A 25,097-nucleotide genomic window follows, 5' to 3' on the forward strand; every position below is an offset into this window, starting at 1 on the left:
GCTAAGGGTTAGTTACCTAATACGATCTGCACACGACGGTTCTTGGCGCGACCGGCAGCGTTATCATTATCGGCAATGGGTTTGGTAGCGCCGTAACCTTTGGCTTCTACCCGGCTGGATGAAAGGCCCTTGCTCTGCAGGTACGTTTTTACTGCGGTGGCCCGCTCTTCGGAGAGCAACATATTCGACTGATCGTTACCTACGTTATCGGTGTGGCCATATACGCCGAGCTTCAACCCTTCGGCTACCACGGCGCTTTGCAGTATCTCGTCGAGCACGGGGTACGATACTTTCCTGATCTGCGCGCTACCGGTTTCGAACTGTATCTCGTACGACTTCGACGACACTTCCTTGGTGATCTCACCTGCGTATTCTTCCTTCATCACACTACCTTCCAGCAGTTCGGGGTGATTGGAGACCACGGAGGTAATAAAAGATTTATCCACCACTTTGCTGTACACCGGGTACGCTGGTACCAGCTCCGGGTACATTTTTACGAGGATGTCGCCGAAGGTGTTGTACACGATCTTGTAACGGTCAATTCCATCTTTACCTAAACCGAACATGTTCGCCGCATCGGCCAGGTTGTAGGCCATGGAGCCACCGAGGTGTACCTTCAGTCCCTGCGCGTCTTTTTCTTCTACGCCGTTATAGTATTTCAGCCAGTACGCGCCATCCTGCTCGTTGTACACTTTGGCGGATACGTCTGCCGCAAAGGCTTTCGCCTCGTTGAAGGAGCGCACCTGGTCACCGGCCTGCGAAAGCGCCATGATCAGGTTTTCCATATCGGTGCGGTGATCGTAGGCGAACTTCTTGATCGTGATGGTAATGTTCGGCATCTGCGCGCTGTACTCTTTGGTAGATGCGATGTTTACGAGTCCGCCGCGCTTCTGCGCAATGTTCACGTCGCCGGGCGTCCAGGTGCTTACGGCATCTACACCTACCGTGGTGTCCTGGCTCAGTTTTTTACCATCTACCACCAGTTTGCGCGATTCCTTGTAACCGGTGATGTATTTGTTCGCGGCATCCAGGAAGTCGTTCGCTGCGATCAGGTTGATGGCATTACGATCATAAGTCGTTTCATCCGGGTTTACCCGAAGCCCATTATCGCCGGCCCACTTTACGAGAATGTTCATATCACCGTCGCGCAGCACGCAGGACACAGTTTTGCCGATCGCATTATTCGGGTCGCGTTGCCAGTCTATAGGGCCCATCAGTTTATCTTCCCCATAACTTTTACCCATGGTGTAAAAAGCAATAGGCTGGTAGTCCGGGCCAAGCGGCTCCAATTCCTTTACCAGTGCGGCGAAGAACATCGGCATACCATCGCCCATGAAGGAGGCGAACACACCGGGAGCGTTCGGATTGTTCTTATACTCCTGCGCAAACTTTACCATATCGGCGATAGACTTGTTACAGTCGTCCTGCCGTACGATTTCCAGCTGCAGTTTGGCTTTGTCGAGCAGGGAGCCCTTTGTCGTATTGGCACCGCCGTTCGCGTACATCAGCGGGAACTGCGAGTTCCAGGCCATGATGCGCCAGCTGATCTTTGTACCGCCGTTCATGGCTTCTTCGGTGCCAGGCAAAGGCAGCATGACTGCATCTTTACTTAAAGAAGCTTCAGGTGCATCGGGTAACTTAACTTTACCTATTTCTGCAGATGCCCTTGCCTGTTGGGGACGTTTATCCCACCAAAATACTTTCGCGGCATATATACCGCCTAATACGAGGATGATACCTAAAATTTTACCGCCGGGTTTTACTTTAACTGACATTGTTGTGTGTTTTTAGCGTGATAAAGTGTGTTTTAGTTCAGGGCATAGCTCCGCCTGGACCGCCTCTCTGTGCAGCCTTTCGGGGCGGGTGCTATGCTTATTTTAACTTAAGAGATCGTTGTAATTATCTTTCGCTACTGTACCAGGTTTACGTTCCACATTCGAAGGCTCCCATTTCTGTGTGTTCAGTTTAAACTCCTTATCAGGATCGAACGACTCCAGCATTTGCAGGCCTTGTAATTCATAAGTCGCATTATCGAGGTCGATAGAGCGCATAAAGTCGTTCGAGTAATTGATCGCCTTCTTCATACTCGACAGTTTGCTGGCGATGTCTTCCTTCAAAAATTCCATGGACTGTTCCACCATCAGTTTCTTTTCGGGATCGCCTTTAAATATTTTGAGCGCGGAGCTGAGCGCCCTGTTGCCGGACGTCACCGACTTATACAGGTCCTTCTTCAATTCCAGTTCATTGCGCGCATCTTCAATCAGGTAGGCACTGTTTTTATGCACCTTGGTGAGATAGTCGCCAATGCGGGCGAGATTATCGCGGATGGGCGTCAGCTGCATCACGTACTCTTTCAGTCGTGCGATCTGCCGCGTAGCGTTGCCTAGTTCAGGCAGCATGTTATTACTTTGTGCTGCCTTTGCCCGGCCGATGAGGTGGCCCATCTCCCTTTCTTTATCCACGATTTTCAGGTCGATCTTTTCCTTTTGCGCATCCACATCCACCGACTGTTTATACAGCTTTTCCCGCTGTTCTTCCATGTCGTTGATGTAATCTTCTGCGATCAGGAACGGGTCCAGTTCTATCACTACGCCGATCAGCTTTTTCATGAGCCATTCGTAGAAGTAGAACAGTGCGAGCCGCAGTTTACGATGCGTGACGGCGTACAGGAATATGCCCAGGCACACCAGTGCGATGCCGAAGTTGACGGTATTCCAAACCACTTGTGTGAGGATGGGAATAACGTAGTAGCCGATGAGGACGAGCAGGCCAAGACCAATGACGATACCGAACTTACCACCGGGCCTGTTCCAGTACGACTTTAGTTTTTGATCGGATGCTGCGGGGAAGAATTGTGTTTCCATTACAGTGATGTTTGAATTTTTTGAATGTCAGTAATAATTTTATTGATCATTGCTTCACTCGCCACCTGGTAGCCCTGCCGGCTTACGGCGATCTTCCTTTCGTATTCTGTCACTTCCGTTCGAAGTGCATTCGCATTATCCTTTGCCGCCTGTATTTCCTGCGTCAGCTTTTGGATAAGGGCCGCATTATCAGCGATCGCTTTTTCCAGGTCCGCCAGCTGGTGTTTACGTCCTTCGATCTCCTGCGAAGCTTTGTCGCCCGCAGCTTTATCGAACTGTTGCCGGTCCTGCTCCACGATCATTTTGTATTGCGCGGCGGTTTGCAGCAGCTTGTCTTTTGTAAGTCCCTGCACGCCGAGTGTTGCGAACACCGCCGACATGCGGGCTTTTTCTTCGGGCAGATGCGATTCCAATGTTTCCATCATCTTCCAGAACTCGAAATAATCCGGTCCGGGCAGATTACTTTGTTCGAACAACCGTAAAAAGTGTTGCTCAAACTTGTCGACATCCTCGGCCGACATGGCCGCCGCTGTTGCCTTCAGTGGCGCGTCCTGTACTTGCGGAATATAAGCGGCAGTATTACTGCCTGGTGAGGGCGCACTATTCCCATCGGGCTCAAATTCCACGAAGAGCCCTAGCGCCTTTTTGAAAAGGTTTGCCATTGTTTTTAGTATAAAATGGTGACAAAAGCGGGTAGGCATAGCGATCGCACGTGCACTTGCGAGGCCATTGGCGTACCATTGATGATAGGTGACACGACGTCATCTGGAAAGCATGTACAGAATAGCAGTACGCGATGTTGCGCGCTACATTCGGAGCTTACCTGGCGGCTGGGTTTCTATATTACCAATCGGGGGAAGGTTGTACAAATATTCCGTAATGCTTTACAGAGTATTCATATCATTTGAGAGAGTGTTGTTTTCTACATTGTCATTTATCATATTGACGACGTAAAATTATAACAAATTCAACATCTGCAAAATTCCGGAGGTGTGCTGCGGGTGCAGTGATTTTAAATATTTAAAAGCTTTTGGGCATAGATTTTAACATTTCATTAAAGCGGACGTCGCTGCGATTTACAACCTATACCTGCAGGCGGTGCGGATTAAAGGAAAACTATATTTTAAAACTTTACTACTTTAGCTATCCAATAAAGCACAGCATGTCTATCACGGTAACAAATCTTCATAAAGTATATGGCGAGCAGCAGGCCGTAAAAGACGTATCGTTTCAGCTGAACAAAGGAGAGATCGTTGGCTTCCTGGGGCCTAACGGCGCAGGTAAAAGCACCACGATGAAAATCATCACCGGATTTTTACCCCTACCTCCGGCAAGGCTGTAGTTTGCGGGTTTGATGTGGCTCAACAGCCCATGGAAGTTCGTAAGCGCGTAGGTTACCTGGCCGAGGCTAATCCTTTATATTTCGACATGTATGTGCGCGAGTTCCTGGAGTTTGTGGCGGGTGTACACAACCTGGGCGCTCAGACGACTGGCCGCATTAATGAGATGATAGAGCGCACCGGCTTAAACCCGGAGCGGAATAAAAAGATTGGTGCGCTGTCAAAAGGCTACAAACAACGCGTTGGCCTGGCGCAGGCGTTATTGCACGACCCGGAAGTACTGGTACTGGACGAGCCGACCTCCGGCCTGGACCCGAACCAGCTGGCGGAGATCAGGCAGCTGATCAAAGATGTGGGACAAAATAAAACCGTGATGTTGAGCACCCACATTATGCAGGAGGTGGAAGCAATGTGCAGCCGTGTAATCATTATTAACAAAGGCAACATCATCGCCGACGACTCGATTACCAATCTACAGCAGATGGGACAAGGGTTTGTAGAGGTTAGCTTCGGCGAAATCGCCACCAAAGAGGAGTTAGAAAGTTTAGGCCAGGTAAACCGGGCATTGGCGCGGGATAACAATACCTGGCAGTTATACTCCGACGACCTTGAGGCGGTACGGAAAAACCTATTACAATTCGCTTTGATAAATAACCGAAACATCCTTTCTTTGCGAAGCAATTCGCAATCACTGGAGGATATTTTCAGAGAAAAGACCCAGAAGTGATAGAATTTGTCTAAGTAAATGAGGAAAAACAGAAAAACCTTTCAATAATTTATCATTATGAGCATTATTTCACAAATCCATGCCAGGCAGATCCTTGACAGCCGCGGCAATCCTACTGTAGAAGTAGACGTTACCACTGAAGACGGTCATTTTGGACGCGCAGCCGTACCATCCGGCGCCTCCACTGGTAAACACGAAGCGGTAGAGCTGCGTGACAATGACAAATCCGTTTACGTTGGTAAGGGCGTATTACAGGCTGTTAAGAACGTGAACGAGATTATTGCGCCCGAGCTGGAAGGTTGGGACGTAACAGACCAGGCAGGAATTGATAAATTGCTGATCGAGCTGGACGGTACCGAAAACAAAGCCAAATTGGGCGCTAACGCAACCCTGGCGGTGAGCATGGCTGTAGCGAAAGCTGCTGCTGAAGTAGCTAACCTGCCCCTGTTCCGTTACCTGGGTGGTGTTAACGGCTCCGTACTGCCAATGCCGCTGATGAACATCATCAACGGTGGTGCGCACGCCGACAACAAAATCGACTTCCAGGAGTTCATGATCGTGCCAGTTGGCGCTGACACCTTCTCTGAAGGGCTGCGCTGGGGCGTTGAAATCTTCCACACCCTGAAGTCTGTACTGAAAAAGAAAGGTTATAGCACGAACGTAGGTGACGAAGGCGGCTTTGCTCCTGACATCCAGAGCAATGAAGAGGCGATCGAAACCGTTATTCAGGCGATTGAGGCTGCTGGTTACAAACCAGGTACCCAGGTAGCGATTGCACTGGACGCTGCTAGCAGCGAAATGTACAACGAGGCCGATAACACTTACAAATTCTACAAAAGCTCCGGCAAATCTATCTCCAGCGACGAGATGGTAGCTTACTGGGCTGAGTGGTGCAAAAAATACCCCATCGTTTCTATCGAAGACGGTATGGCCGAAGACGACTGGAACGGTTGGAAAAAACTGACAGAAGCAGTTGGTGCCAACGTACAGCTGGTAGGTGACGATCTGTTCGTAACGAACGTTAAACGTCTGAAACAAGGTATTGACCAGAACATCGCTAACTCTATCCTGATCAAAGTAAACCAGATCGGTACAGTTACAGAGACCATCAATGCAGTGAACATGGCGCACAAAGCTGGTTTCACTTCCATTATGAGCCACCGTTCCGGCGAAACAGAAGATACAACGATCGCTGACCTGGCGGTTGCATTGAACTGTGGTCAGATCAAGACTGGTTCTGCTTCCCGTACAGACAGGATGGCGAAATACAACCAGCTGATCCGTATTGAGGAGCTGCTGGGTGAGACCGCCATTTATCCGAAAAATTCCGTTACATTTGGTAAGAAATAACCAATTATAACGTTATTTAGTGGTCAACACATCGAGACATTAACCGGGGGCCCGCAAGGCTCCCGGTTTTTAAAATCTGCCCTTCATGTTTAAACAGCCATTTAAAATACCAGCACTTGTCCGCAACAAATATGTTGTGACCACTGCGGCATTTATTCTGTGGCTGGCCTTCCTCGACCGTAACAATATGCTTTCACAGTATGAGCTTACGGCAGAGGTAAACAAGATGGAGGCGCAAAAAGAGTTTTACCGCGAGAACAACGACGCTACCCGCAAAGAAAGCCAGGAACTGCTCTCCAGCATGGAAAAGCTGGAAAAATTCGCCCGCGAGCAGTATAAAATGAAGAAAGACAACGAAGACGTGTTTCTTATTATGCCCGAAAAGCCTAAAGAAGACTAGGCTACACCCTGTAAATCAATCCGTTCCGCTTATCCTTCCCCACAACCGGCCGCCAGCGCCATCCATCCTTTTATCTTGCAAAAGCGAATTTTTTGGTCTAATTTGACAATACGTTAGTCCTGTTCCACGTTATTTACACGTTAGCTTATTAAAACATCAGGCCATTTAACCAAAAACAGTATTTGCATGAGCAATTCTACACTACCACTTTTTATAACTTCACACGCTACTACCGACAAAAAAAACAGGCATATGAATGAGATGAAGAAAATGCAACGTGAAGAAAAAGCATTGATCGCCATCACCGCGGAGTCACTGAAAACGATCCAGTATGCACCGCGCACCAGCACCTTAGACGCCATCTTCGAATACGCAAAGAAGAAATAGGCGTTCCCGTTAATTGTTTACGGTAACTATTCACACAACTATTGCGCACGTTCGCGCCTGTCCGTAGTATGCGGTTTTCGCGCTATATTTACGGCATGACCAAAAAAGAACGTTTCGCGTATGTAATCAGCTATTTCGAGCAACATGCTCCGAATGCTGAAACGGAACTGATATACGATAATCCTTATCAATTACTCGTTGCCGTTATACTCTCGGCCCAATGCACCGACAAACGGGTGAACATGACCACACCGGCCATTTTTGACCAGTACCCGGATGTATATTCACTCAGCAAAGCCACGTTCGACGATCTCTTTCCACTCGTCAGGAGCATATCTTATCCGAATAATAAAACCAAACACCTGATCGGCATGGCCAACATGGTGGTCGATGACTTTGGCGGAGAGATTCCGTCAACCGTACCAGAGCTGGTAAAACTCCCGGGCGTTGGGCGCAAAACGGCAAACGTTATCACATCCGTGGTGCATCATCAACCCAACATGGCGGTGGACACCCACGTATTCCGCGTATCGGCCAGGCTTGGTCTGACCACGAACGCAACTACGCCGTTACAAACAGAAATGCAGCTGCTCAAATATATTCCGAAAGAGAAAGTGCATGTGGCGCATCACTGGCTGATACTGCACGGTCGCTACATATGCCTGGCGCGCAGTCCGAAATGTGAGGAGTGCGGGTTGAGACCGGTTTGTAAATACTACCAATCAATCATCCGCGGAAACCAGCTGAGTTTACCGAAGTACTGATATTAAAAATATAACCGATCCTCCCTGTTATTGGGATTTTCGAAAAGATTTTACTTATCTTTTCCGTTAAAAGCAATAAAGTCTAAATATCGTTATGAAGTCAATTACGAGAATACAGTTGTCGTTTATGATGTTCCTGGAGTTTTTTATCTGGGGCGCGTGGTTCGTTACATTAGGTACATTTTTAGGCAAGAACCTGGCAGCAACCGGTTTGGAATCGGCCAGTGTGTTTTCGACCCAATCATATGGTGCGATCATCGCTCCTTTCATTATTGGTTTGATCGCGGATAAATATTTCAATGCAGAAAGGATTCTGGGCATCCTTCACCTGATAGGTGCTGCGCTGATGTTCATGATGTACAAATCTGAAAGCGTAGCTACTTTTTATCCTTATGTATTTGGATACATGGTAGGCTACATGCCAACACTAGCGCTTGTTAACTCTGTTTCTTTCCGCCAGATGAAAGATCCGGAGAAAGAGTTTTCCAATATTCGTGTATGGGGCACCGTTGGTTGGATCCTTGCAGGTCTTTCTATCAGCTACCTGTTCCATTGGGATTCAGAAGAAGCAATCAGAGCCGGTGCATTGAAAAACACCTTTGCCATGGCCGGTATCGCATCATTGATCCTGGGCCTGTACAGCTTTACCCTCCCCAAAACACCACCGATCAAAGACGGGAAAAAGAACGACAGCATTGCTTCCCTGCTTGGCCTGGATGCTATCAAACTGCTCGCGAACAGGAACTTCCTGATCTTCTTCGTATCCGCCATCCTGATCTGTATTCCGTTGGCTTTCTACTACCAGAACGCGCACCCTTTCCTCGAGGAAACCGGTTTGCCCAATGTGACTGGTAAAATGGCTATTGGCCAGATATCCGAAGCACTGTTCATCCTCGCTTTACCTGTTTTCTTTAAGCGTTTCGGCTTCAAGAAAACGATTCTGGTGGGTATGCTGGCCTGGGCGGTACGTTACACCCTGTTTGCTTATGGCAACTCCGGCGAACTGGCGTTTATGCTCATTCTCGGTATTGCTTTACACGGTATCTGTTATGACTTCTTCTTCGTTTCCGGCCAGATCTATACCGATCAGCAGGCGGGCGAACAATATAAAAGTGCTGCACAGGGCCTGGTAACGCTGGCCACCTATGGTGTAGGCATGCTCATCGGGTTCTGGATCGCAGGTATTATCAGCGATACTTACAAAGAGGCGGCTAACAAATGGCAGATGATCTGGATGATACCTGCAGGCATTGCGCTTGTTGTGGCCATCTTATTCACCTTGCTGTTCCGCGACACTAAAAAACAGGCGGCGTAAACTTCCGCTTTTATATACCACTCCGCAGTGATTGCCCTGTACCAACCGGCCTTTTGCTGCGGAGTTTTTATTTGTACTATTTCACCACGTCAAAATAAATACTATGCAACGTATTGCCATGTTAGGCTCGGGCTTCATAGGCCGTTTTTACGCTGATTCGCTGCAGGGACAGCGGAGCCGCGACAAAATTGTAAGCATCTATTCCCGCCGCGAAGAAAGCGCTAAAAAGTTCGCGGAAGACTACCAGGTAGATCATTGGACCACCGACATGGAAACCTCGATCGCACATCCGGATGTAACCGTTGTATGTATCTCGCTGCCCAACAACCTGCACGAAGCGGCCGTTAACCTTTGCTGTAAACACAAAAAAGCAGTGATCTGCACCAAACCTTTGGGGCGTAATGCAGAAGAGGCTAAACGTATGTTAGAAGCCGTAGAAAAGGCCGGCATCTTCCACGGTTACCTGGAAGACCTGGTGTATACACCGAAGTTCCTGAAAGCCCTGCAAAGCGTGAAGAGCGGCGCTTTAGGCCGCATCCTGTGGGCAAAAAGCCGTGAAACACATCCTGGCCCCCACAGCGAATGGTTTTGGGATAAGGAGCAGGCAGGCGGTGGCTGTATTCTCGACCTTGGCTGTCATTGTGTGGAAATCGCGCGCAGTTTTATCGGCAAAGACATCAAACCGGTAGAAGTAATGTGCTGGGCCGATACCCAGGTAAAACCTATCGATGCGGAAGATCATGCGATCGGCTTAGTTAAATACGAGAACGGCGCCATCGGTCAGTTTGAAGTAAGCTGGACTTTCCGCGGCGGCCTCGATCTGCGCGATGAAGTGATGGGTTCCGAGGGCACAATCTGGTTAAACAGTTTCCTGCGTACTGGTTTTGATATGTTTACTACCGGCAAAGGCGCCGAGTATGTAGCAGAGAAGGCAGAAAGCAACACCGGTTGGTTATTCCCCGTAGGTGATGAACTGAACGAACTGGGCTACAATCATATGTTTGCGGATATGTTCCGTGCGATGGAAGAAGGCCGTGAGCCGGCAGAATCTTTCTACGACGGATACGTGGTAAACGCGGTTTTGGACGCCGCCTACAGATCGGCTGCGAGCAAGCAATGGGAGCCTGTAAAACTGGATGTATGGCGCGGACAGGAAGGTGTGGAGAAGATGCGCCCGCAAACGGATTACAACGAACAATATTACCTGATCAAAGAAGAGACGACGCACTACGGCGCTAAAAAACTCATCTTAAAAGATAAGAAAACCGGGCAGATCGTCGAGCAGACTATCTAGCCTTCCACTCTGCGGAAGATCGCCTTGCCGATGACGTGGTTTACCTCGGCTTCGGCAAGCTTTCCTCCCGAGTAGCGGTAAATATTCTTCTTGCCGTCGGGCATAGATATTTCATATTTCTCCTGACCTAATGGCCGTACCGGCAGTAGCTTACCCAGTGTTTCGGAGTAAACGAATTTCGCGGTCTTAGGTTCGGTAATATACAAATCGGTTACGGCATAAATGATTTTCGCCTCGGGTAACGTGGCGGCTTTGCCCTGACGAACGACTTTATAGTCATTTGCCTGCTTCTGCGTAGTCGTTTCTTTGCTATCGTTTCCCAATCGCACCGCTTTTGCCTTCACCAGCACATTCCCTTCGTATTCATTCGCGATGTCCGTATCGACGCTGATACTGGCAATTAATTTGATTTTTACGCGGCTCTCCAGCGTAACGGAGCGGTTGGTCCCATTTACACGTTGGTTCACCTTGATATCGCCCACCACTTTGTTGTTGAAGAGTACCTCGTACTTAAAAGATTGTGCGCCTGCGACCAGTGGCAACAGGAAACAGAAAAGGGTTTTGAGCAGGATCATCTTATTCATGCGTTAAAAATCATTGCAGGTTTAAAAGGCGCTTATGATCATCAATGTACGAAAAAAATCCTGCCCGAAAACGAGCAGGATCTTTCCATGATATATTTCGTTGACGGTTAGGCCAGCATTTCTTTGATACGGATCACCAGCTCACTTTTCGTGATCGGCACGCCCATAATCTTATTATAACCTTGCGCATTGATGAGGAACTCGTCGCGGATAATACGGATCAGTTGACCGTTATTGATTTCCGGGATCAGCACCTGGTCGTAGCTATGCAGGATCTCTGCGAGGTTTTTCGGAAACGGACGCAGGTGACGAAGGTGTGCGTGTGCTACCTCATGACCTTCGTCGAGCAGTTCCAGTACGGCACTTTTGATCGCACCATAAGTGGAACCCCAGCCTAACACGAGCACCTTACCTTTTTCAGGACCCAGCTCTATTTTCTGCAAAGGAATATGATCGGCGATGCGGTCTACTTTCTCCTGGCGGATCTTCACCATCAACTGGTGGTTCTCAGGATCATAACTTACGTTACCGGTAATATTTTGTTTTTCAAGACCACCGATACGGTGTTCGAGTCCGGGTGTGCCGGGTACCGCCCATGGACGTACCAGGTTTTCATCACGCTCGTAGGGATAGAAGTGTTCCTCTCCTTCTTCGAGACCCGTTTTGAATGTAACCGGGATCTCCGGCAGATCGGCACTTTTCGGGAAGCGCCATGGTTCGGCGCCATTCGCGATATAACCGTCGCTCAGCAAGATCACTGGCGTCATATGTTTCAGTGCAAGGCGCACCGCTTCAAAAGCCACTTCGAAACAGTCAGAGGGCGTAGAGGCGGAGATGACAGGCATCGGGCACTCGCCGTTCCTGCCGTAGTAAGCCTGCAGCAGGTCCGATTGTTCTGTTTTAGTAGGCAAACCGGTGGACGGGCCGCCACGTTGAATATCTACGATCACCAAAGGAATTTCAAGCATCGTTGCCAGGCCCATTGCTTCTCCTTTCAGCGCCATACCCGGACCAGAGGTCGTAGTAATACCAATATGGCCACCATAAGACGCACCGATCGCGGAAGTAATACCGGCAATTTCGTCTTCCGCCTGGAACGTACGCACGCCGAAGTTTTTATAGCGGCTCAGTTCGTGCAGGATGTCGGATGCCGGCGTGATGGGATAAGTACCGAGGAAGATAGGCAACTTGGCTTTTTGCGCCGCGGCGATGAGGCCGTATGACAGCGCCGTGTTACCGGTAATGCTGCGGTAGGTACCAGCCTCCATGCGCGCCTTTTCTACGACGTAACGCGTAGTAAAAGCTTCTACCGTATCGCCAAAGTTATAACCGGCGTGCAGCACCTTCAGGTTACTTTCCAGTATCTCTGGTTTCTTACCGAATTTATCGCGGAGAAAGTTTTCTGTACTTTCCATATTACGGTTGTACAGCCAGTAGATAAAGCCGAGCACGAACATGTTTTTCGCACGGTCTTTTTCCTTCATGCCCAAAGTAGTTTCCTTCAGGGCTTCGCGGGTAAGTTTGGTAACGTCGATCGTATGCAGCTCGTAAGCCTTCAGCGAATCGTCTTCCAACGGATTAACACCATCGGGATAATTAGCGAGACGCAGGTTCTTAGAATCGAAGCCATCGGTGTTCGCGATGATAATGCCGCCCTTTTTTAAGCCTTTAAGATTAGCCTTAAGAGCAGCTGCGTTCATGGCCACTAATACGTCGCAGGCGTCTCCCGGCGTAAATATGCGGTTAGAGGAGAAGTGCAGCTGGAATCCGCTCACACCGGCAAGTGTACCTTGCGGGGCGCGTATCTCTGCAGGGAAGTCGGGAAACGTACTCAGGTCGTTTCCAACGAGTGCTGTATTATTCGAAAACTGGCTACCAGTCAACTGCATACCATCACCACTATCGCCTGCAAATTTGATTACAACGTCTTCTACCTGTTGTATGGATGTATTTGACATTTCAGATCTGTTCTAGTATTTAAATGTAAAATTAGTCAATCGCCTTTAGTTTTTGGCGAAGCCCGTCGAATATTAGCGATTTCGTGACCAAAAGTACACAAATATGGTAGACTTTTCTCACTTTGTTCCGCGCGTAATCGAGGGTGCAATATATTTAATTACTGGTCCAAGTAGTAATCAAAAGCGGAAATCATAAAACGGGGATGGGTTATGTTAAAGCTTGTGTAAAGAAATGTTAAATGCTTTTTGAACAGATAATCTGGCAGTTATGGGGCATGGTAGTTGTTTTATCCTTGTTACATGAGATGATAGCAGACGATGCGAAAACCTAACTAAGTCATTCATTTTAACCATATATACTTAACCATTCTTTATTCGTAAACCATTTAAAATTGTATGCTATGAAAAGGACAAAACTGAGCATGTTAGCGATAGCCGCCGTTGCATTTGGTGCGTTTGCATTTAAAAGCTTTGATGGTGGTGCTATTTCCGGTAAAGTAACACCAGCCGACGGTGCAACCGAAGCCTGGGCTGTTGCTGGCGCTGACACGCTGAAGGCAGCCATTTCTGATGGAGCATTTTCATTCTCCAACGCTAAAGCCGGCACCTATACTATTATAGTAGATGGTAAAGATCCGTACAAAGATGCTACGATCACTGATGTGAAAGTAGAAGACGGTAAAGCCACCGACCTTGGCGATATTAAATTAGAGCAATAGTTGGTTTTCATAGGGGTTAATCAAAGCCGGCACATGCTAAAGCATGGCCGGCTTTACTTTTTTGTTGATTAAAATAGCGCATAAAAAAAGCACCACAGCCTGAACGACTGTGGTGCCTTATTATTTTTGGGCGAAGGCTGATTAAGCGCCGCCAAGTTTGCATTTCTGCAGTACTTCCCATGATTTACCGTTGTGACGGAGGAAGTACAGGTTGCTTACTTTGAAAGTAGCCTGGTACTCTTTGTTTTCGTATTCGGGCCAAGCCTTTTCGAACTGTTCGTCGTCGAGGTCTTTGAAGGCCACGGTTACGTGTGGAGTGAAGCCGGTGCGTGCGAGCATGGTGCTGAAGCCAAATTCCTTACGCAGGAAGTTGATCAGCTGACGATGCATAGCGCTCATGGTTTCGCTTTTCTCAACATTGATGAAGAGTACACGGTTTTGTTTGTTCGGGAAAGTACCGAAGCCATTGAGGCTTACTTCGAAAGGCGCCTGTGTTTTAGCGAACTCTGTGAGTTCGTCGCAGAAGGATCTTTCGAGGGCCGGATCGGCTGTGAAAGGAACCTGGAGCGTGATGTGCGGCAGTACTTTCAGCGCGTACATCGGACCATAGTTCTCAGCAAATTCCTGTTTTATTTTGATGATCTCTTTACCTACTTCTGCAGTTGGGAGCAGGGCGATAAAGTAAATCTTGTTATCGACTCTTGGTTCACGGGGACCGCCAAAGCCGCCTGGTCTGCGTTGAAAGCCGCCACCGCCGCCGCGATTACCACCGCCATAGCCGCCACCGCCACGGTTTCCACCGCCGTAACCGCCACCACCGCGATTTCCACCGCCGCCGTAACCACCGCCACCGCGGTTATTGCCACCATAGCCGCCACCGCCGCGATTGCCGCCGCCGCCGTAGCCACCACCGCCGCGATTACCACCGCCGCCATAGCCACCGCCTCCGTCACGATCACGGTATCCACCACCGCCGCCGTAGCCGCCACCGCCGCGGTTTCCACCGCCGCCATAGCCACCACCGCCGTCACGATCGCGGAATCCACCGCCGCCGCCGTAGCCGCCATCGCGATCGCGGAATCCGCCGCCACCGCCTTCGCGGTTGCCGTAGCCACCACCGCCTTCACGGTTACCGTAGCCACCGCCGCCTTCGCGGTTGCCGCCGCCATAGCCGCCGCCACCATCGCGGTCGCGGAATCCACCGCCACCACCATAGCCGCCGCCACCATCGCGATCGCGGTAACCACCGCCGCCGCCGCTGTAGCCGCCACCGTCACGGCCGCCGCCGTAACCACCACCATTATTGTCGCGCGGACGATATCCGCCGCCGCCACCGTCCCGATCGCGTCCATAACCGCCGTCGCGGTCACGATCATTGTTGAAACGGTTTACATCTCTTTCGCCCCGGTTAAAACCGCGGTCACCATCCTTGTTAAAATCGGATTGACTGTTAAAGCCACCTTCCCGGTTTTGGTTGGGTTCTTGCTCTCTGTTGGAATCAGGAGAATACTTTCGGGGGCGTTCATTTCTCTCAAAGTTCATCTTACTTGATTAAAAACGTTTTGAAGCAATTTTTTCGACGATTTCATAAAAATGAAAGACATCTTCATAAGAGTTATACATAGGTGCCGGCGATACCCGTATGACACCGGGCTCTCTCCAGTCGACTACGATACCGGCCTCGGTCATCCGTTGATGGATCTCTTTTCCTTTTTCTTTAAAGAGCAAGGATAACTGGGCACCTCTTTCATTACAATTTTTAGGTGTAATTATTTCTAAGTCTATTCCTTTAATTTGTTCCAGGAGAAATTCGAGGTAGTTGGTTAACCTGATGCTCTTTTCCCGTAACCTGTTAATACCTGCTGCATTAAACAATTCCAGCGAAGCTTTTAACGCTACCATATTGAATACCTGGGCAGTGCTTTGCTGCCATCCTGAGGCTTCGGCTTTAGGGATAAATCCTTTTTCCATGCGGAAGCGAGTGCTTTCTTCTGTGCCCCACCAACCGCCAAACCGTGGATAGTTTTTGTCCGACGCGTGTTTTTCGTGTACAAAGGCGCCGCCAACGGCACCCGGACCTCCATTCAGATACTTATAAGAACACCATACAGCAAAGTCCACTTCCCATTCATGTAACTTTAGTGGAACATTACCAACTACGTGCGCCAGGTCAAAACCTGCTATTGCACCAACTTTATGTGCTGCAGTCGTAATCGACTGCATATCCATTAATTGACCGGTGTAATAATGTATTCCTCCCAGCAATATTAACGCAATACTAGTATTCTGTTCGTTAATAATTTGCAAAATATCCTCCGTTCTCAGGATACTTTCTCCCGTACGGGGCGAAATCTCGACAATTGTACTGTCCGGATTAAGGCCATGATGCCTCGCCTGGGTTTCCACCGCATACTGATCACTTGGGAAGGCCCCTTTTTCTACCAAGATCTTGTACCTTGTTTCGGTAGGCCTGTAGAAGCTGGTCATCATAAGGTGAAGGTTCACGGTAAGGGTATTCATAACTGATACCTCGGTTTCCTTCGCGCCTACTATATTTCCTAATGTCTTACTAAATTGTTGATGGTAGAATAACCAGGGATTTTTTGCTTTCCAATATCCCTCTACCGCTACTTGCCGCCAATCGGCCAGTTCCTGTTCTATAGCCGCCTGAACCCCTTTGGGTTGCAACCCCAGCGAATTTCCGCAAAAATAAATTGCGTCTTTTCCATTATACTGCGGGAAGAAGAACTCATTCCGAAACCCTCTCAACTCATCCTGCTCGTCTTGTTGCCTGGCGTATGCTATTGATGCTTCAAATGATTGCATATCTCTCTTAAAAATCATGTAACCGGTTTCCTATTGCCGGTGTACGCTCTTATCTTAAACTTATATGTGTGTATTATTACTCCTAACGTATTATATGGCAGGTTGGTTTTTCATCTTTTCGAATCAGGTTAACATTCGCCTGCTCCAATAAAGATAAGCTAATTATTCAATAATCAAAGCTAATTTTTATCAGTCCCCATCCAGCAGATTGCCCAGCCCGCCCAGTATGCTGCCCTCTTCTTTACGACCGCCCGGCGAACCATAAGCTAATACTCTGCTCGCCAAACGGCTGATCGGCAATGACTGTACCCATATCTTTCCGGGGCCTCTCAGCACGGCAAAGAACAACCCTTCGCCACCAAAAACCATATTCTTTACTCCTCTTACAAACTCTATGTCAAAATCGATGTTTTGTGTATAAGCCACCAAACAACCGGTATCCAACTTCAATACCTCGCCGGGGGCCAGTTCTCTTTCAACCACCATGCCACCTGCGTGCACAAAGGCCAGACCGTCACCCTCCAGCTTCTGCATAATGAAACCCTCGCCACCGAAAATACCGGTACCCAGCTTACGCTGAAACTCGATACCCACGGCCACTCCTTTAGCAGCGCAGAGAAACGCATCCTTCTGGCAAATTACCTTGTTCCCCAGCAGGGACAGGTCCATCGGAATGATTTTACCCGGATAAGGGGAAGCAAAGCTCACCTTCTTTTTGCCGTAGCCGGCATTAGTAAATGCAGTGATAAATAAACTTTCGCCCGTCAGCAGCCTTTTACCGGCGCTCATTAGCTTCCCGAAAAAGCCCTGGTTAGCCTGTGAACCGTCACCAAACATGGTTGTCATCTGGATTTCCTGGTCCATCATCATGAAACTACCACTCTCTGCGATCACGGTTTCCTGCGGATCTAATTCAATTTCAACGATTTGCATTTCTTCCCCGAAGATGCGATAATCAATTTCGTGGTTTTGCGGCATAAGGTCGGGTTTATAGATTTTTCAATTGCGAGGGGCAAGATACGTAAAAGGTAGATTTCCATTGTTACCTTTTATAAATAATAATATATGTTGTAACTGTGAGAAAGGGAAGCAATTGGTCACAAGCTACATCAACGCCCAACCTCTGGCAGTTGATGTAACTCTTAACGGGCTTGATTGAAGCCGGTTTTATGACTCTTACACCTCTGCCTGACCCACTGATGCCTCAAACCGATCAATAGCTTTAGTTAATGAAACATCTAATTTGTATATATCGTCTATTTTCCGAATCTCATGCTTCGTTTCTTTCTTATTCTCATCCATCAGACCAATATGTTTTTTACTACCGGATAGGTATAATCTGCAAATTGTCTTACGATTATTATCATCCAGCAGCACTGCGAAATAGGATTGGGCATCCCGGTAAACGATGCGCTCCCCATCAATTTTATGCCGGAGAATAGACTTAATGATATAAAACGCCTCAAGCTCCTCCGCTGTAGTCACAACCTTGGCGTCTTTAATCTCCGCAACCAGTTCACCATCACCCGTAGGGGCCGGACCCGGCGTCTCGGAGGTGAGCGCAGTTTTCAGGCGATCCGTGATAAGGTCATTAATATAATGTTGAACTGACTTCTTGGTAAGCTGGCTAAATTGATCCGTGACTTTAGCGGTGAGTACGCCGCCATAAATTTGGCGGGCAAAGTGCCGCACAAAGTTCTCCGAAGGGTTATTTAGCTCCGCGTGAATTAGTGCTCTTAATTCATTAGTGTACTTAAGCTCGCTTGCCGTGGTAACGATAGTTTCCAGATCATAATAGGCCTTGTGGAATTTTTTAAGTTCCTCTATCTGGTTGTCGCGGATATCGGTAATATTGAATGTGAAGAAAGGCTTTTCATCCATCTTATTTGGTTCTTGCAAATCTGTATAGAAACGATACTCGAAACCATTTGTCAACAAGCCGAACTTCGCATTGGTCGTATGAAAATATCTAAACAGTTGTGAGTTGAACACGTCCAGGGCATGGCGATGCCATTTGCATTCTATAAGCATAATCAGCTTCTGGTCTTTAAACACTGCGTAGTCAACCTTTTCACCTTGCTTAATTCCTAAATCGGCGACAAATTCAGGAGTAACTTCTGCAGGATTAAATACATCATACCCGAGGGCCTGAATAAAGGGCATGATGAATGCGTTTTTTGTGGCTTCTTCTGTAAGCACAGCGTCTTTGATTTTTAGCGCGCGCTCTCCTAATTGCCTAATAACATCTTTGAAGTCCATAACGGGATATTTTTACGGGATACAGGAATGGGATTAATTAATTTCTTAAAAGAAGAACAACCTACATATTTCCACTCAATTAGAAAACACAGGAAACGCTCAATTAACATCGTTTTAACATAAAAAAGCCGTCCTGAAGAATCAGGACGGCGATCTGTTAAACCTACAACTGTTACACTGTTTGCTTTATTAAAAAAAACAACTAGTTATTATACTCCACGTGCACGCCTTTGGCAGACTTTGCATGTGACTTATCTTCATTGTGCGCCTCTCCGTTAAAGAAATTGTACGGTTTCTCCGACTGATAGTTCGGATCGTGCAGTTTCTGGATGGTTGTTTTCTTGGAGAACAACTTCAGGATTAACGGGAGGAAGGGTACGTATTTCAGTCCGCGTGGCCAGCCGTACACGTCCAGGATGTCGATCACGCGTTTGTTCATATAATACATGCTCGGTACCAGGATCAGGGTAAGGAAGGTCGCGAAGATCAAACCGAACACCATGGTCCAGGCAAGCGGTCCCCAGAAGGCCACGTTATCACCCCCAAAGTAAATATGTGGGTTGCCGGTGGAGAACAGCTTGGCGAAGTCGATGTTCAAACCTACTGCCAGCGGGATCAAGCCAAGGATAGCAGCGATCGCGGTGAGTAACACCGGGGTCATACGGGTGCGGCCGGCTTCTACTACGGCTTCGTGTACCGGAGTGCCCTGCATTACGAGCAGATCGATGAACTCAACCAGTACGATACCGTTACGTACCACCAGACCAGCCAGTGCCATGATACCCACACCGGTCATTACGATGGAGATGTCCATACCAAAGGTGGAGAAACCGAGGAATACGCCGATGATACTAAAGAATACTTCCAGCAAAATCAGGAGCGCACGGCCCATTGAGTTAAACTGGATCACCATGATCATCATCATCAAACCTACTGCGCTTATAAGTGCCACCACCAGGAAGTTCATTGTTTCCATCTGGTCTTCCTGCTCACCGGTCATCTTAATGGCGATACCGTCTTGCTGACCAAATTCGTTGATGGCGGTTTGTATGTTTTGTACTACTTCGTTCGCATTGTAATCAGACAATACGTTCGAGTACAAAGTAATCACACGTTTCTGGTCGATGCGTTTGATGCCTGCGTAAGTATTGCTGTAACGAACATTCGCTACCGATGACAATGGCACCTGGCGGATCTGGCCGCCCATGTTCATATCGCGGTAAGTAATGTTCATGTTGAGCAGCATATTAATGTTGTTACGCTGATCTTCTTTGAAACGCACCATGATCGGGTAGTCATCTTCCGGATCGCGGAACTTCGACACTTCCAGGCCATACAGGGCGCTCCTTAATGCACCACCAATGGCGTAGGTAGATATGCCTTCACGGTTAGCACGCTCGCGGTCTATCTCCACGATTACTTCCGGTTTATTCGCCTGGAAGTCGCTGCGCAGTTCTTCCACACCACCAATGGCGAGCGAATCGAGGTAACGTTTTAGGCGATCGGCTGTACCCGTCAGCGTTTCAAACTCATCACCTGAAATTTCTATGTTGATCGGCTTACCTGTTGGAGGACCGCCCTGTTCTTGTTCCACGGTGATGTCTGCACCAGGAATACCTTTCACCGCTGCACGAATCTTATCTAAATATTCAACGGTAGATGCGCCGTTACGCTGGCCAAACTCTACGAATGCCACCGTTACTTTACCTTTATGCGGCTGCACGCTCTGATCCATCTGGCTGGGATCTCCCGCACCTACGGCTACGTTGGAGATGATGGATTTAACCAGTGGATTATCTTTACCCACTACCCCTACAATACGTTTTTCAACGATCCCGGTGATAGAGTCGGTGTATTGCTGATCGGTACCATTAGGCAACTCGAGGTAAGCATAAATAAAGTTCGGATCTGCCTGCGGGAAGAATACCACTTTTGGGCTACGCACCATCGTGAGTATGATACTGAACACGAGCAGGCCGAATGTCAGCAACAATATTTTCACCGGACGCCAGCCTACAAGACTCCTTTCCACCTGTCGTTTATACCAGTTTTGCACCCTTGGCCATGAATCGTGCTGGAACTTGCGGGCAACGCCGCCCAGCCAGAACCTTTCCAGCAATACGAGCAGGTACATCACCACGATAAAGTTACCTACGCCAAAGCCAATACCATAACCGATCAGCGCGGCTAACGCAAATGCGATGGAAACGATCGCGAACTTGCGGTCGAAACGCGGCTTGGGATGATTTTCACCTTCGTGGCGATCCATAAAGTCAACCGCAAATACCGGGTTGATAATATAGGCCACGACCAGCGATGCGATCAACGTCGTGATCAATGTGATCGGCAGGTATTTCATAAACTCACCGATTACGCCGGGCCAGAACAGGAGTGGCACGAATGGCGCCAATACGGTAAGCGTACCTGAGAATACCGGCAGGAATACCTCTCCGGCAGCCATCTTCGCCGCTTTCACGATACCCAGATCCTTACGCTCGTAGAAAATACGGTGTACGTTTTCAATTACCACAATCGCATCATCCACCACAATACCTAATGCCAGCAGGAACGAGAACAGCACCATCATGTTTAGCGTAATGCCCGCGATCTGCATCACGATAAACGCAATGAACATCGAGATCGGCACCGACAAGGCCACGAATATCGCGTTCACCGCACCCATGAAGAACATCAGGATCACTGTTACCAGGATAAAACCAATGATAATGGTATTGATCAGATCATGCAGGGTGATACGGGTAGAGTCTGACTGATCCGCAGTAATCGTTACTTCCAGGCCTTTGGGGAAGTAATTTTCCTCCATATCTTTTTTGATGGCCTGGATTTTATCCGATGCATCAATCAGGTTTTTACCGCTCTGTTTAATTACGTTAAGCGTGATTACGTTCTTACCATCGAGGCGTGCATAACTTTCCTGTTCTTTAAAACCATCCACCACATCTGCAATGTCCTTCAGGTATACTACAGCACCGGAAGAACCACGCACCACGATGTTCTGTATCTTGATCGGATCTTTATACTCTCCTTTTACACTAAGCGTACGTTTTTGTCCATCAAGCGTAACCTGGCCGCCTGACACAGTACGGTTCTCATTCGCAATGGCACCCGCCACGTCTTCAAAGCTGATCTTAGCCGCATCCATCTTGTATTTGTCCAGGTTAATCTGGATCTCACGATCGAGCGCACCAATGATATCTACACGGGTAATTTCGGTGAGCGCCTCTATGCGATCCTGCATTTCATCTGCATACTTTTTAAGTGATTGCAGGTCGAAGTCGCCGGACAGGTTCACGTTCATGATCGGGATCTGCGATACGTCCACCTTCATGATCTGTGGCTCCTGGTCCAGGTTGTTCGGCAAGTCGGTTTTGGCATCGTCCACCTTTTCCCGGACTTCCTGCCGGGCCGTTTCTATATCAACATCGGTGTTAAATTCGATCGTGATGATGGAGAAGTCCTGCATGGAGGTACTTTTGATCTCCTTCACGCCGGAAATGCCGCCCAGTTGTTTTTCAATGGGCTTGGTCACTAATGTTTCCATATCCTCCGGCGAAGTACCGAAGTAGGCGGTCTGGATGTAGAACTGCGGGAACACCACCTCCGGGAACTGCTCTTTCGGCAGCGCCTGGTAAGCGAAAATACCGGCCAGTGAGAGGATGATCGTGGCCACATAAATGCTGACCTTATTATCGACCGCCCAACTGGTGAGTTTAAACTCTTTATTTGAATCTTTCATAAAATCTGTTTAGAATGATGAGCTGCGCGGATGTGCTTACAGTTTGATCAGGTCGTTACTATTGAGCCCTTGGAAACCAGTGGTCACAATCTGTTCGCCGGCACTTAAACCGCTTTTGATTTCTGCTTTATCATTATAAGTCTGGCCCAGTTCCACATCTTTACGCTCGGCTACCAGTTTGCCATTGCTCTTTTTGGCAGTGATCACGTAAGGTTTACCCATGGAATACTGCAGCACGCCTACTGGCACCACTACGGCATTAGGCGCCACGTAGTCAACGATCTTCAACTGCGCGATCATGTTAGGACGAAGTGCGGCATCAGCAGCCAGTGGAATTTCTACCTTGATCGTACGGCTCAGTGGATCGATCACTTTGGAAGCGAAGCTGATTTTTGTACGGATTTCTTTATTGATATCCGGCAGCACGATTACAACAGGGTCACCTGTTTTTACTCTGCCAGCATAGCTTTCCGCTACATTGGCAACCACTTTCAGGTTGCTCGTATTCACCACGCGGAAAGAAGGAGCGCCTGGCGCCGCCTGGTCGCCCAGCTTTGCGATCACCGCGTCTACCGTACCAGAGATCGGCGATACAATGCGGTTTAGCGCCAACTGATCGTTCAGCGTAGATATCCTTTTTTCCAGGCTTTCCTTTTGGTTTTTAGCCGTGAGGTATTGCATTTCAGTACCGATCTTCTGATTCCAAAGGCGTTGCTGTTTTTCGAACGCGATGTTGGCCAGGTCGAGTTGTGTTTTTACTTCGGCAACGTTGGAACGCATCACCTGGTCGTCGATCTGTGCCAGGGTTTGACCTTTGCTTACGCGCTGGCCTTCTTTCACATAGATGTTGGTGATAACGCCGGGGCTTTTCGCACTTACATCTACGTTCTCACGTGCATCTACACTACCCTGTACGTCGATGTAATGTTCAAACAGTGTGTCCTGCACCGTGGCTACGGTTACCGTTTTCTGTTTGATGTTGGTGGTATCTTTAGTCTGTTTTTCGAGATCGGCGATTTGTTTGTCCAGGTCCGCTCTTTCTTTTTTCAGCTTTTGCAGCTTTTCTGCACTTTTATCTTCACCTCCGCCGCATGCAGCCAGTACAGCGGTAAACATCAGCAGAGAAAAATATCTTTTAATCATATCTATAGATTTTAAGGCGCGATTTTAATAGTGTTGTTCCGATTAAAGTTTTCCGTTGGCTTTGAGGTAAGCGATCTTAGCCCTGATGGCTTCGTACAATGCAGAGAAGTAATTGCTCTGCGCCGTCAGCAAATCGTTTTCCGCCGTAATCATTTCCAGGCTGGAACCAACTCCTTCCCGGTATTTGATGCGGGTACTTTCCAGTACTTCCTGCGCCAGCTGCATGTTTTTATCCTGTGCGTCCAGCGTGTACACATTGTTCTTAAAAGTGATAGCGGAAGTTTGTCTTTCGAGATCTATCGACTGGCGGATATTATCCAGGTCGGTCTCCGATTTTTTCAGGCGAAGAAAAGCCTGGTCAGTCTGGCTGCGGCGTTGGTTACCATTGAAGATCGGGACGTTTAAGTTCAGGCCCCAGGCTACATATCCATACCACATTTCACTCTTAAAATAATTAAACGTGTTCGACTGACGAGAGGCGCCGAAGTTGCCAAAAGCTGCCAGCGTGGGCAGATGCGCGAATTTATAACGTTTCAGATCGTATTCGTTGGTACGCTTTTGTGCATCCAGCAACTGATATTCGATGCGGTTCTGGTAAGAAAAGGAACCATCCTCCCCGATGTTTTTCACCTGGTTTACATCCAGTGTGTCGGTGAGCAATACCTGCTGGTTGAGCGGCATACCAATCTGGTATTTCAGCGTAGCGATCGTTACATCGATGGTATTGGCGAGTTTACGTTCTTCCGTACGGAGGTTCGTTACCTGTACGGTCAACCTGTCTACATCCAGCTTTTCCGCCAGACCGTTTTTATAGATTTCCTGTGTTTCGCCAAGCATTTTATCGAGGCGGCTGATGTTCTCTGACAGGAACTTGTGGGCTTTTTGAGCGGACAACACCTGGTAATAGCTTTGGTACACATCACTCTTCACATCTATTTCCGCCTTTACCACGCTTTTGTTAGCCAGTTCCTCGAGCGTTTTACGCGCCTGCAGGGCCACCATTACACTGGGATCGAACAGTACCTGTTGCACGTTCACTTGTCCCAACGCGTTATACTTCAAACCAAAGGCGAAAGGCACCAGTGTACCTTTTGGAATAGTGTCACTGAAGTTGGACGCGTCGATCAATTGCTTCTGGATAACCGGGTTATCCTGGAAAGTGCCGGTGGCCGAAATGTTCGGAAGCGCTAATCCGCTCACTTCCTTATTGCGGGCCAGGGCGATCAGTTCGTCCAGCTTTGCGGTTTTAATCGAGTTCCTGTTAGCGAGGGCGTAATCAATTGCCTGCTGGACGGACAGCGGTTGCACGTCTTTAGTTGCCGGCGGCTGTTGCTGCGCATAAACACCAGCCAGCGGCATCATAGCTCCCAGTAAACCGATGAGCTTCCGTTGTAGTTGCATATATCCTGT

General features: G+C 48.4%; 20 protein-coding genes and 1 pseudogene. 9 read left to right on the forward strand and 12 right to left on the reverse strand.

The window, feature by feature from the left end:
- Positions 1 to 8 precede the first annotated feature (8 nt).
- From MKQ68_RS19610 to MKQ68_RS19620, 3 genes are all read right to left on the reverse strand, one after another.
- Positions 9 to 1,775 carry an OmpA family protein gene (locus MKQ68_RS19610; RefSeq protein WP_264280583.1) on the reverse strand — a complete coding sequence of 589 codons (1,767 nt, stop codon included), beginning with the start codon at positions 1,773 to 1,775 and terminating at the stop codon, positions 9 to 11.
- Positions 1,776 to 1,877: 102 nt separating this feature from the next.
- Positions 1,878 to 2,864 (reverse strand): PspA/IM30 family protein, encoded by a 987-nt coding sequence (locus tag MKQ68_RS19615; protein WP_244842494.1) that lies wholly within the window; start codon positions 2,862 to 2,864, stop codon positions 1,878 to 1,880.
- Complete coding sequence (locus tag MKQ68_RS19620) at positions 2,864 to 3,526, reverse strand: coiled-coil domain-containing protein (RefSeq protein WP_244842496.1); 663 nt, start codon at positions 3,524 to 3,526, stop codon at positions 2,864 to 2,866. Before MKQ68_RS19620 ends, MKQ68_RS19615 begins: the two co-directional genes overlap by 1 nt.
- A gap of 500 nt (positions 3,527 to 4,026) precedes the next feature.
- On the opposite strand from MKQ68_RS19620, the pseudogene MKQ68_RS19625 reads away from it, so the two are divergent.
- The 8 genes and pseudogenes from MKQ68_RS19625 to MKQ68_RS19660 form a co-directional block, all read left to right on the forward strand.
- Positions 4,027 to 4,448 (forward strand): annotated as a pseudogene (locus tag MKQ68_RS19625) (ATP-binding cassette domain-containing protein); the annotation flags it as partial.
- Between the two features lie 18 nt (positions 4,449 to 4,466).
- Positions 4,467 to 4,931, forward strand: a complete 465-nt coding sequence (locus MKQ68_RS19630) for an AAA family ATPase (RefSeq protein WP_264283661.1) — start codon at positions 4,467 to 4,469, stop codon at positions 4,929 to 4,931.
- Positions 4,932 to 4,988: 57 nt separating this feature from the next.
- On the forward strand, positions 4,989 to 6,281 hold the full coding sequence (eno, locus tag MKQ68_RS19635; RefSeq protein WP_264280584.1) for a phosphopyruvate hydratase: 1,293 nt from the start codon (positions 4,989 to 4,991) through the stop codon (positions 6,279 to 6,281).
- An 85-nt stretch (positions 6,282 to 6,366) separates the two neighbouring features.
- The gene (locus MKQ68_RS19640) at positions 6,367 to 6,681 is read left to right on the forward strand and encodes an FtsB family cell division protein (protein WP_264280585.1); all 315 of its coding nucleotides are present in this window, start codon (positions 6,367 to 6,369) and stop codon (positions 6,679 to 6,681) included.
- A gap of 186 nt (positions 6,682 to 6,867) precedes the next feature.
- Positions 6,868 to 7,068 carry a hypothetical protein gene (locus MKQ68_RS19645; protein ID WP_264280586.1) on the forward strand — a complete coding sequence of 67 codons (201 nt, stop codon included), beginning with the start codon at positions 6,868 to 6,870 and terminating at the stop codon, positions 7,066 to 7,068.
- Positions 7,069 to 7,163: 95 nt separating this feature from the next.
- Positions 7,164 to 7,832 (forward strand): endonuclease III, encoded by a 669-nt coding sequence (gene nth / locus MKQ68_RS19650; RefSeq protein WP_264280587.1) that lies wholly within the window; start codon positions 7,164 to 7,166, stop codon positions 7,830 to 7,832.
- A 94-nt stretch (positions 7,833 to 7,926) separates the two neighbouring features.
- Complete coding sequence (locus tag MKQ68_RS19655; RefSeq protein ID WP_264280588.1) at positions 7,927 to 9,147, forward strand: nucleoside permease; 1,221 nt, start codon at positions 7,927 to 7,929, stop codon at positions 9,145 to 9,147.
- Positions 9,148 to 9,250: 103 nt separating this feature from the next.
- Complete coding sequence (locus tag MKQ68_RS19660; RefSeq protein ID WP_264280589.1) at positions 9,251 to 10,441, forward strand: Gfo/Idh/MocA family protein; 1,191 nt, start codon at positions 9,251 to 9,253, stop codon at positions 10,439 to 10,441.
- Here the strand turns inward: MKQ68_RS19660 and MKQ68_RS19665 are convergent.
- Both MKQ68_RS19665 and MKQ68_RS19670 read right to left on the reverse strand, forming a co-directional pair.
- Positions 10,438 to 11,025 (reverse strand): DUF6134 family protein, encoded by a 588-nt coding sequence (locus MKQ68_RS19665; RefSeq protein ID WP_264280590.1) that lies wholly within the window; start codon positions 11,023 to 11,025, stop codon positions 10,438 to 10,440. The genes MKQ68_RS19660 and MKQ68_RS19665 overlap by 4 nt on opposite strands.
- A gap of 107 nt (positions 11,026 to 11,132) precedes the next feature.
- Complete coding sequence (locus MKQ68_RS19670; protein WP_264280591.1) at positions 11,133 to 12,983, reverse strand: 2-oxoacid:acceptor oxidoreductase subunit alpha; 1,851 nt, start codon at positions 12,981 to 12,983, stop codon at positions 11,133 to 11,135.
- A gap of 401 nt (positions 12,984 to 13,384) precedes the next feature.
- Here MKQ68_RS19670 and MKQ68_RS19675 point away from each other — a divergent pair, with 401 nt between their 5' ends.
- A complete protein-coding gene (locus MKQ68_RS19675; RefSeq protein WP_244842508.1) occupies positions 13,385 to 13,702 on the forward strand; it encodes a carboxypeptidase-like regulatory domain-containing protein in 318 nt (105 codons plus the stop codon).
- A 141-nt stretch (positions 13,703 to 13,843) separates the two neighbouring features.
- On the opposite strand, the gene MKQ68_RS19680 is transcribed toward MKQ68_RS19675, so the two are convergent.
- From MKQ68_RS19680 to MKQ68_RS19710, 7 genes are all read right to left on the reverse strand, one after another.
- Positions 13,844 to 15,244, reverse strand: a complete 1,401-nt coding sequence (locus tag MKQ68_RS19680) for a 2'-5' RNA ligase family protein (protein ID WP_264280592.1) — start codon at positions 15,242 to 15,244, stop codon at positions 13,844 to 13,846.
- 9 nt (positions 15,245 to 15,253) lie between these two features.
- Positions 15,254 to 16,546, reverse strand: a complete 1,293-nt coding sequence (gene kynU, locus MKQ68_RS19685; RefSeq protein ID WP_264280593.1) for a kynureninase — start codon at positions 16,544 to 16,546, stop codon at positions 15,254 to 15,256.
- 171 nt (positions 16,547 to 16,717) lie between these two features.
- Entirely contained in the window at positions 16,718 to 17,506 is a 789-nt protein-coding gene (locus MKQ68_RS19690) for a TIGR00266 family protein (protein ID WP_264280594.1), read from the reverse strand.
- Positions 17,507 to 17,704: 198 nt separating this feature from the next.
- Positions 17,705 to 18,787: a type I restriction endonuclease gene (locus MKQ68_RS19695; RefSeq protein ID WP_264280595.1), complete on the reverse strand. Its 1,083-nt coding sequence runs from the start codon at positions 18,785 to 18,787 to the stop codon at positions 17,705 to 17,707.
- A gap of 202 nt (positions 18,788 to 18,989) precedes the next feature.
- On the reverse strand, positions 18,990 to 22,544 hold the full coding sequence (locus MKQ68_RS19700; RefSeq protein WP_264280596.1) for an efflux RND transporter permease subunit: 3,555 nt from the start codon (positions 22,542 to 22,544) through the stop codon (positions 18,990 to 18,992).
- Positions 22,545 to 22,580: 36 nt separating this feature from the next.
- Positions 22,581 to 23,687 carry an efflux RND transporter periplasmic adaptor subunit gene (locus MKQ68_RS19705; RefSeq protein ID WP_264280597.1) on the reverse strand — a complete coding sequence of 369 codons (1,107 nt, stop codon included), beginning with the start codon at positions 23,685 to 23,687 and terminating at the stop codon, positions 22,581 to 22,583.
- Between the two features lie 42 nt (positions 23,688 to 23,729).
- Positions 23,730 to 25,088 carry a TolC family protein gene (locus MKQ68_RS19710; RefSeq protein ID WP_264280598.1) on the reverse strand — a complete coding sequence of 453 codons (1,359 nt, stop codon included), beginning with the start codon at positions 25,086 to 25,088 and terminating at the stop codon, positions 23,730 to 23,732.
- Positions 25,089 to 25,097: the final 9 nt, after the last annotated feature.

This window comes from Chitinophaga horti, assembly GCF_022867795.2.
Classification (GTDB): domain Bacteria; phylum Bacteroidota; class Bacteroidia; order Chitinophagales; family Chitinophagaceae; genus Chitinophaga; species Chitinophaga horti.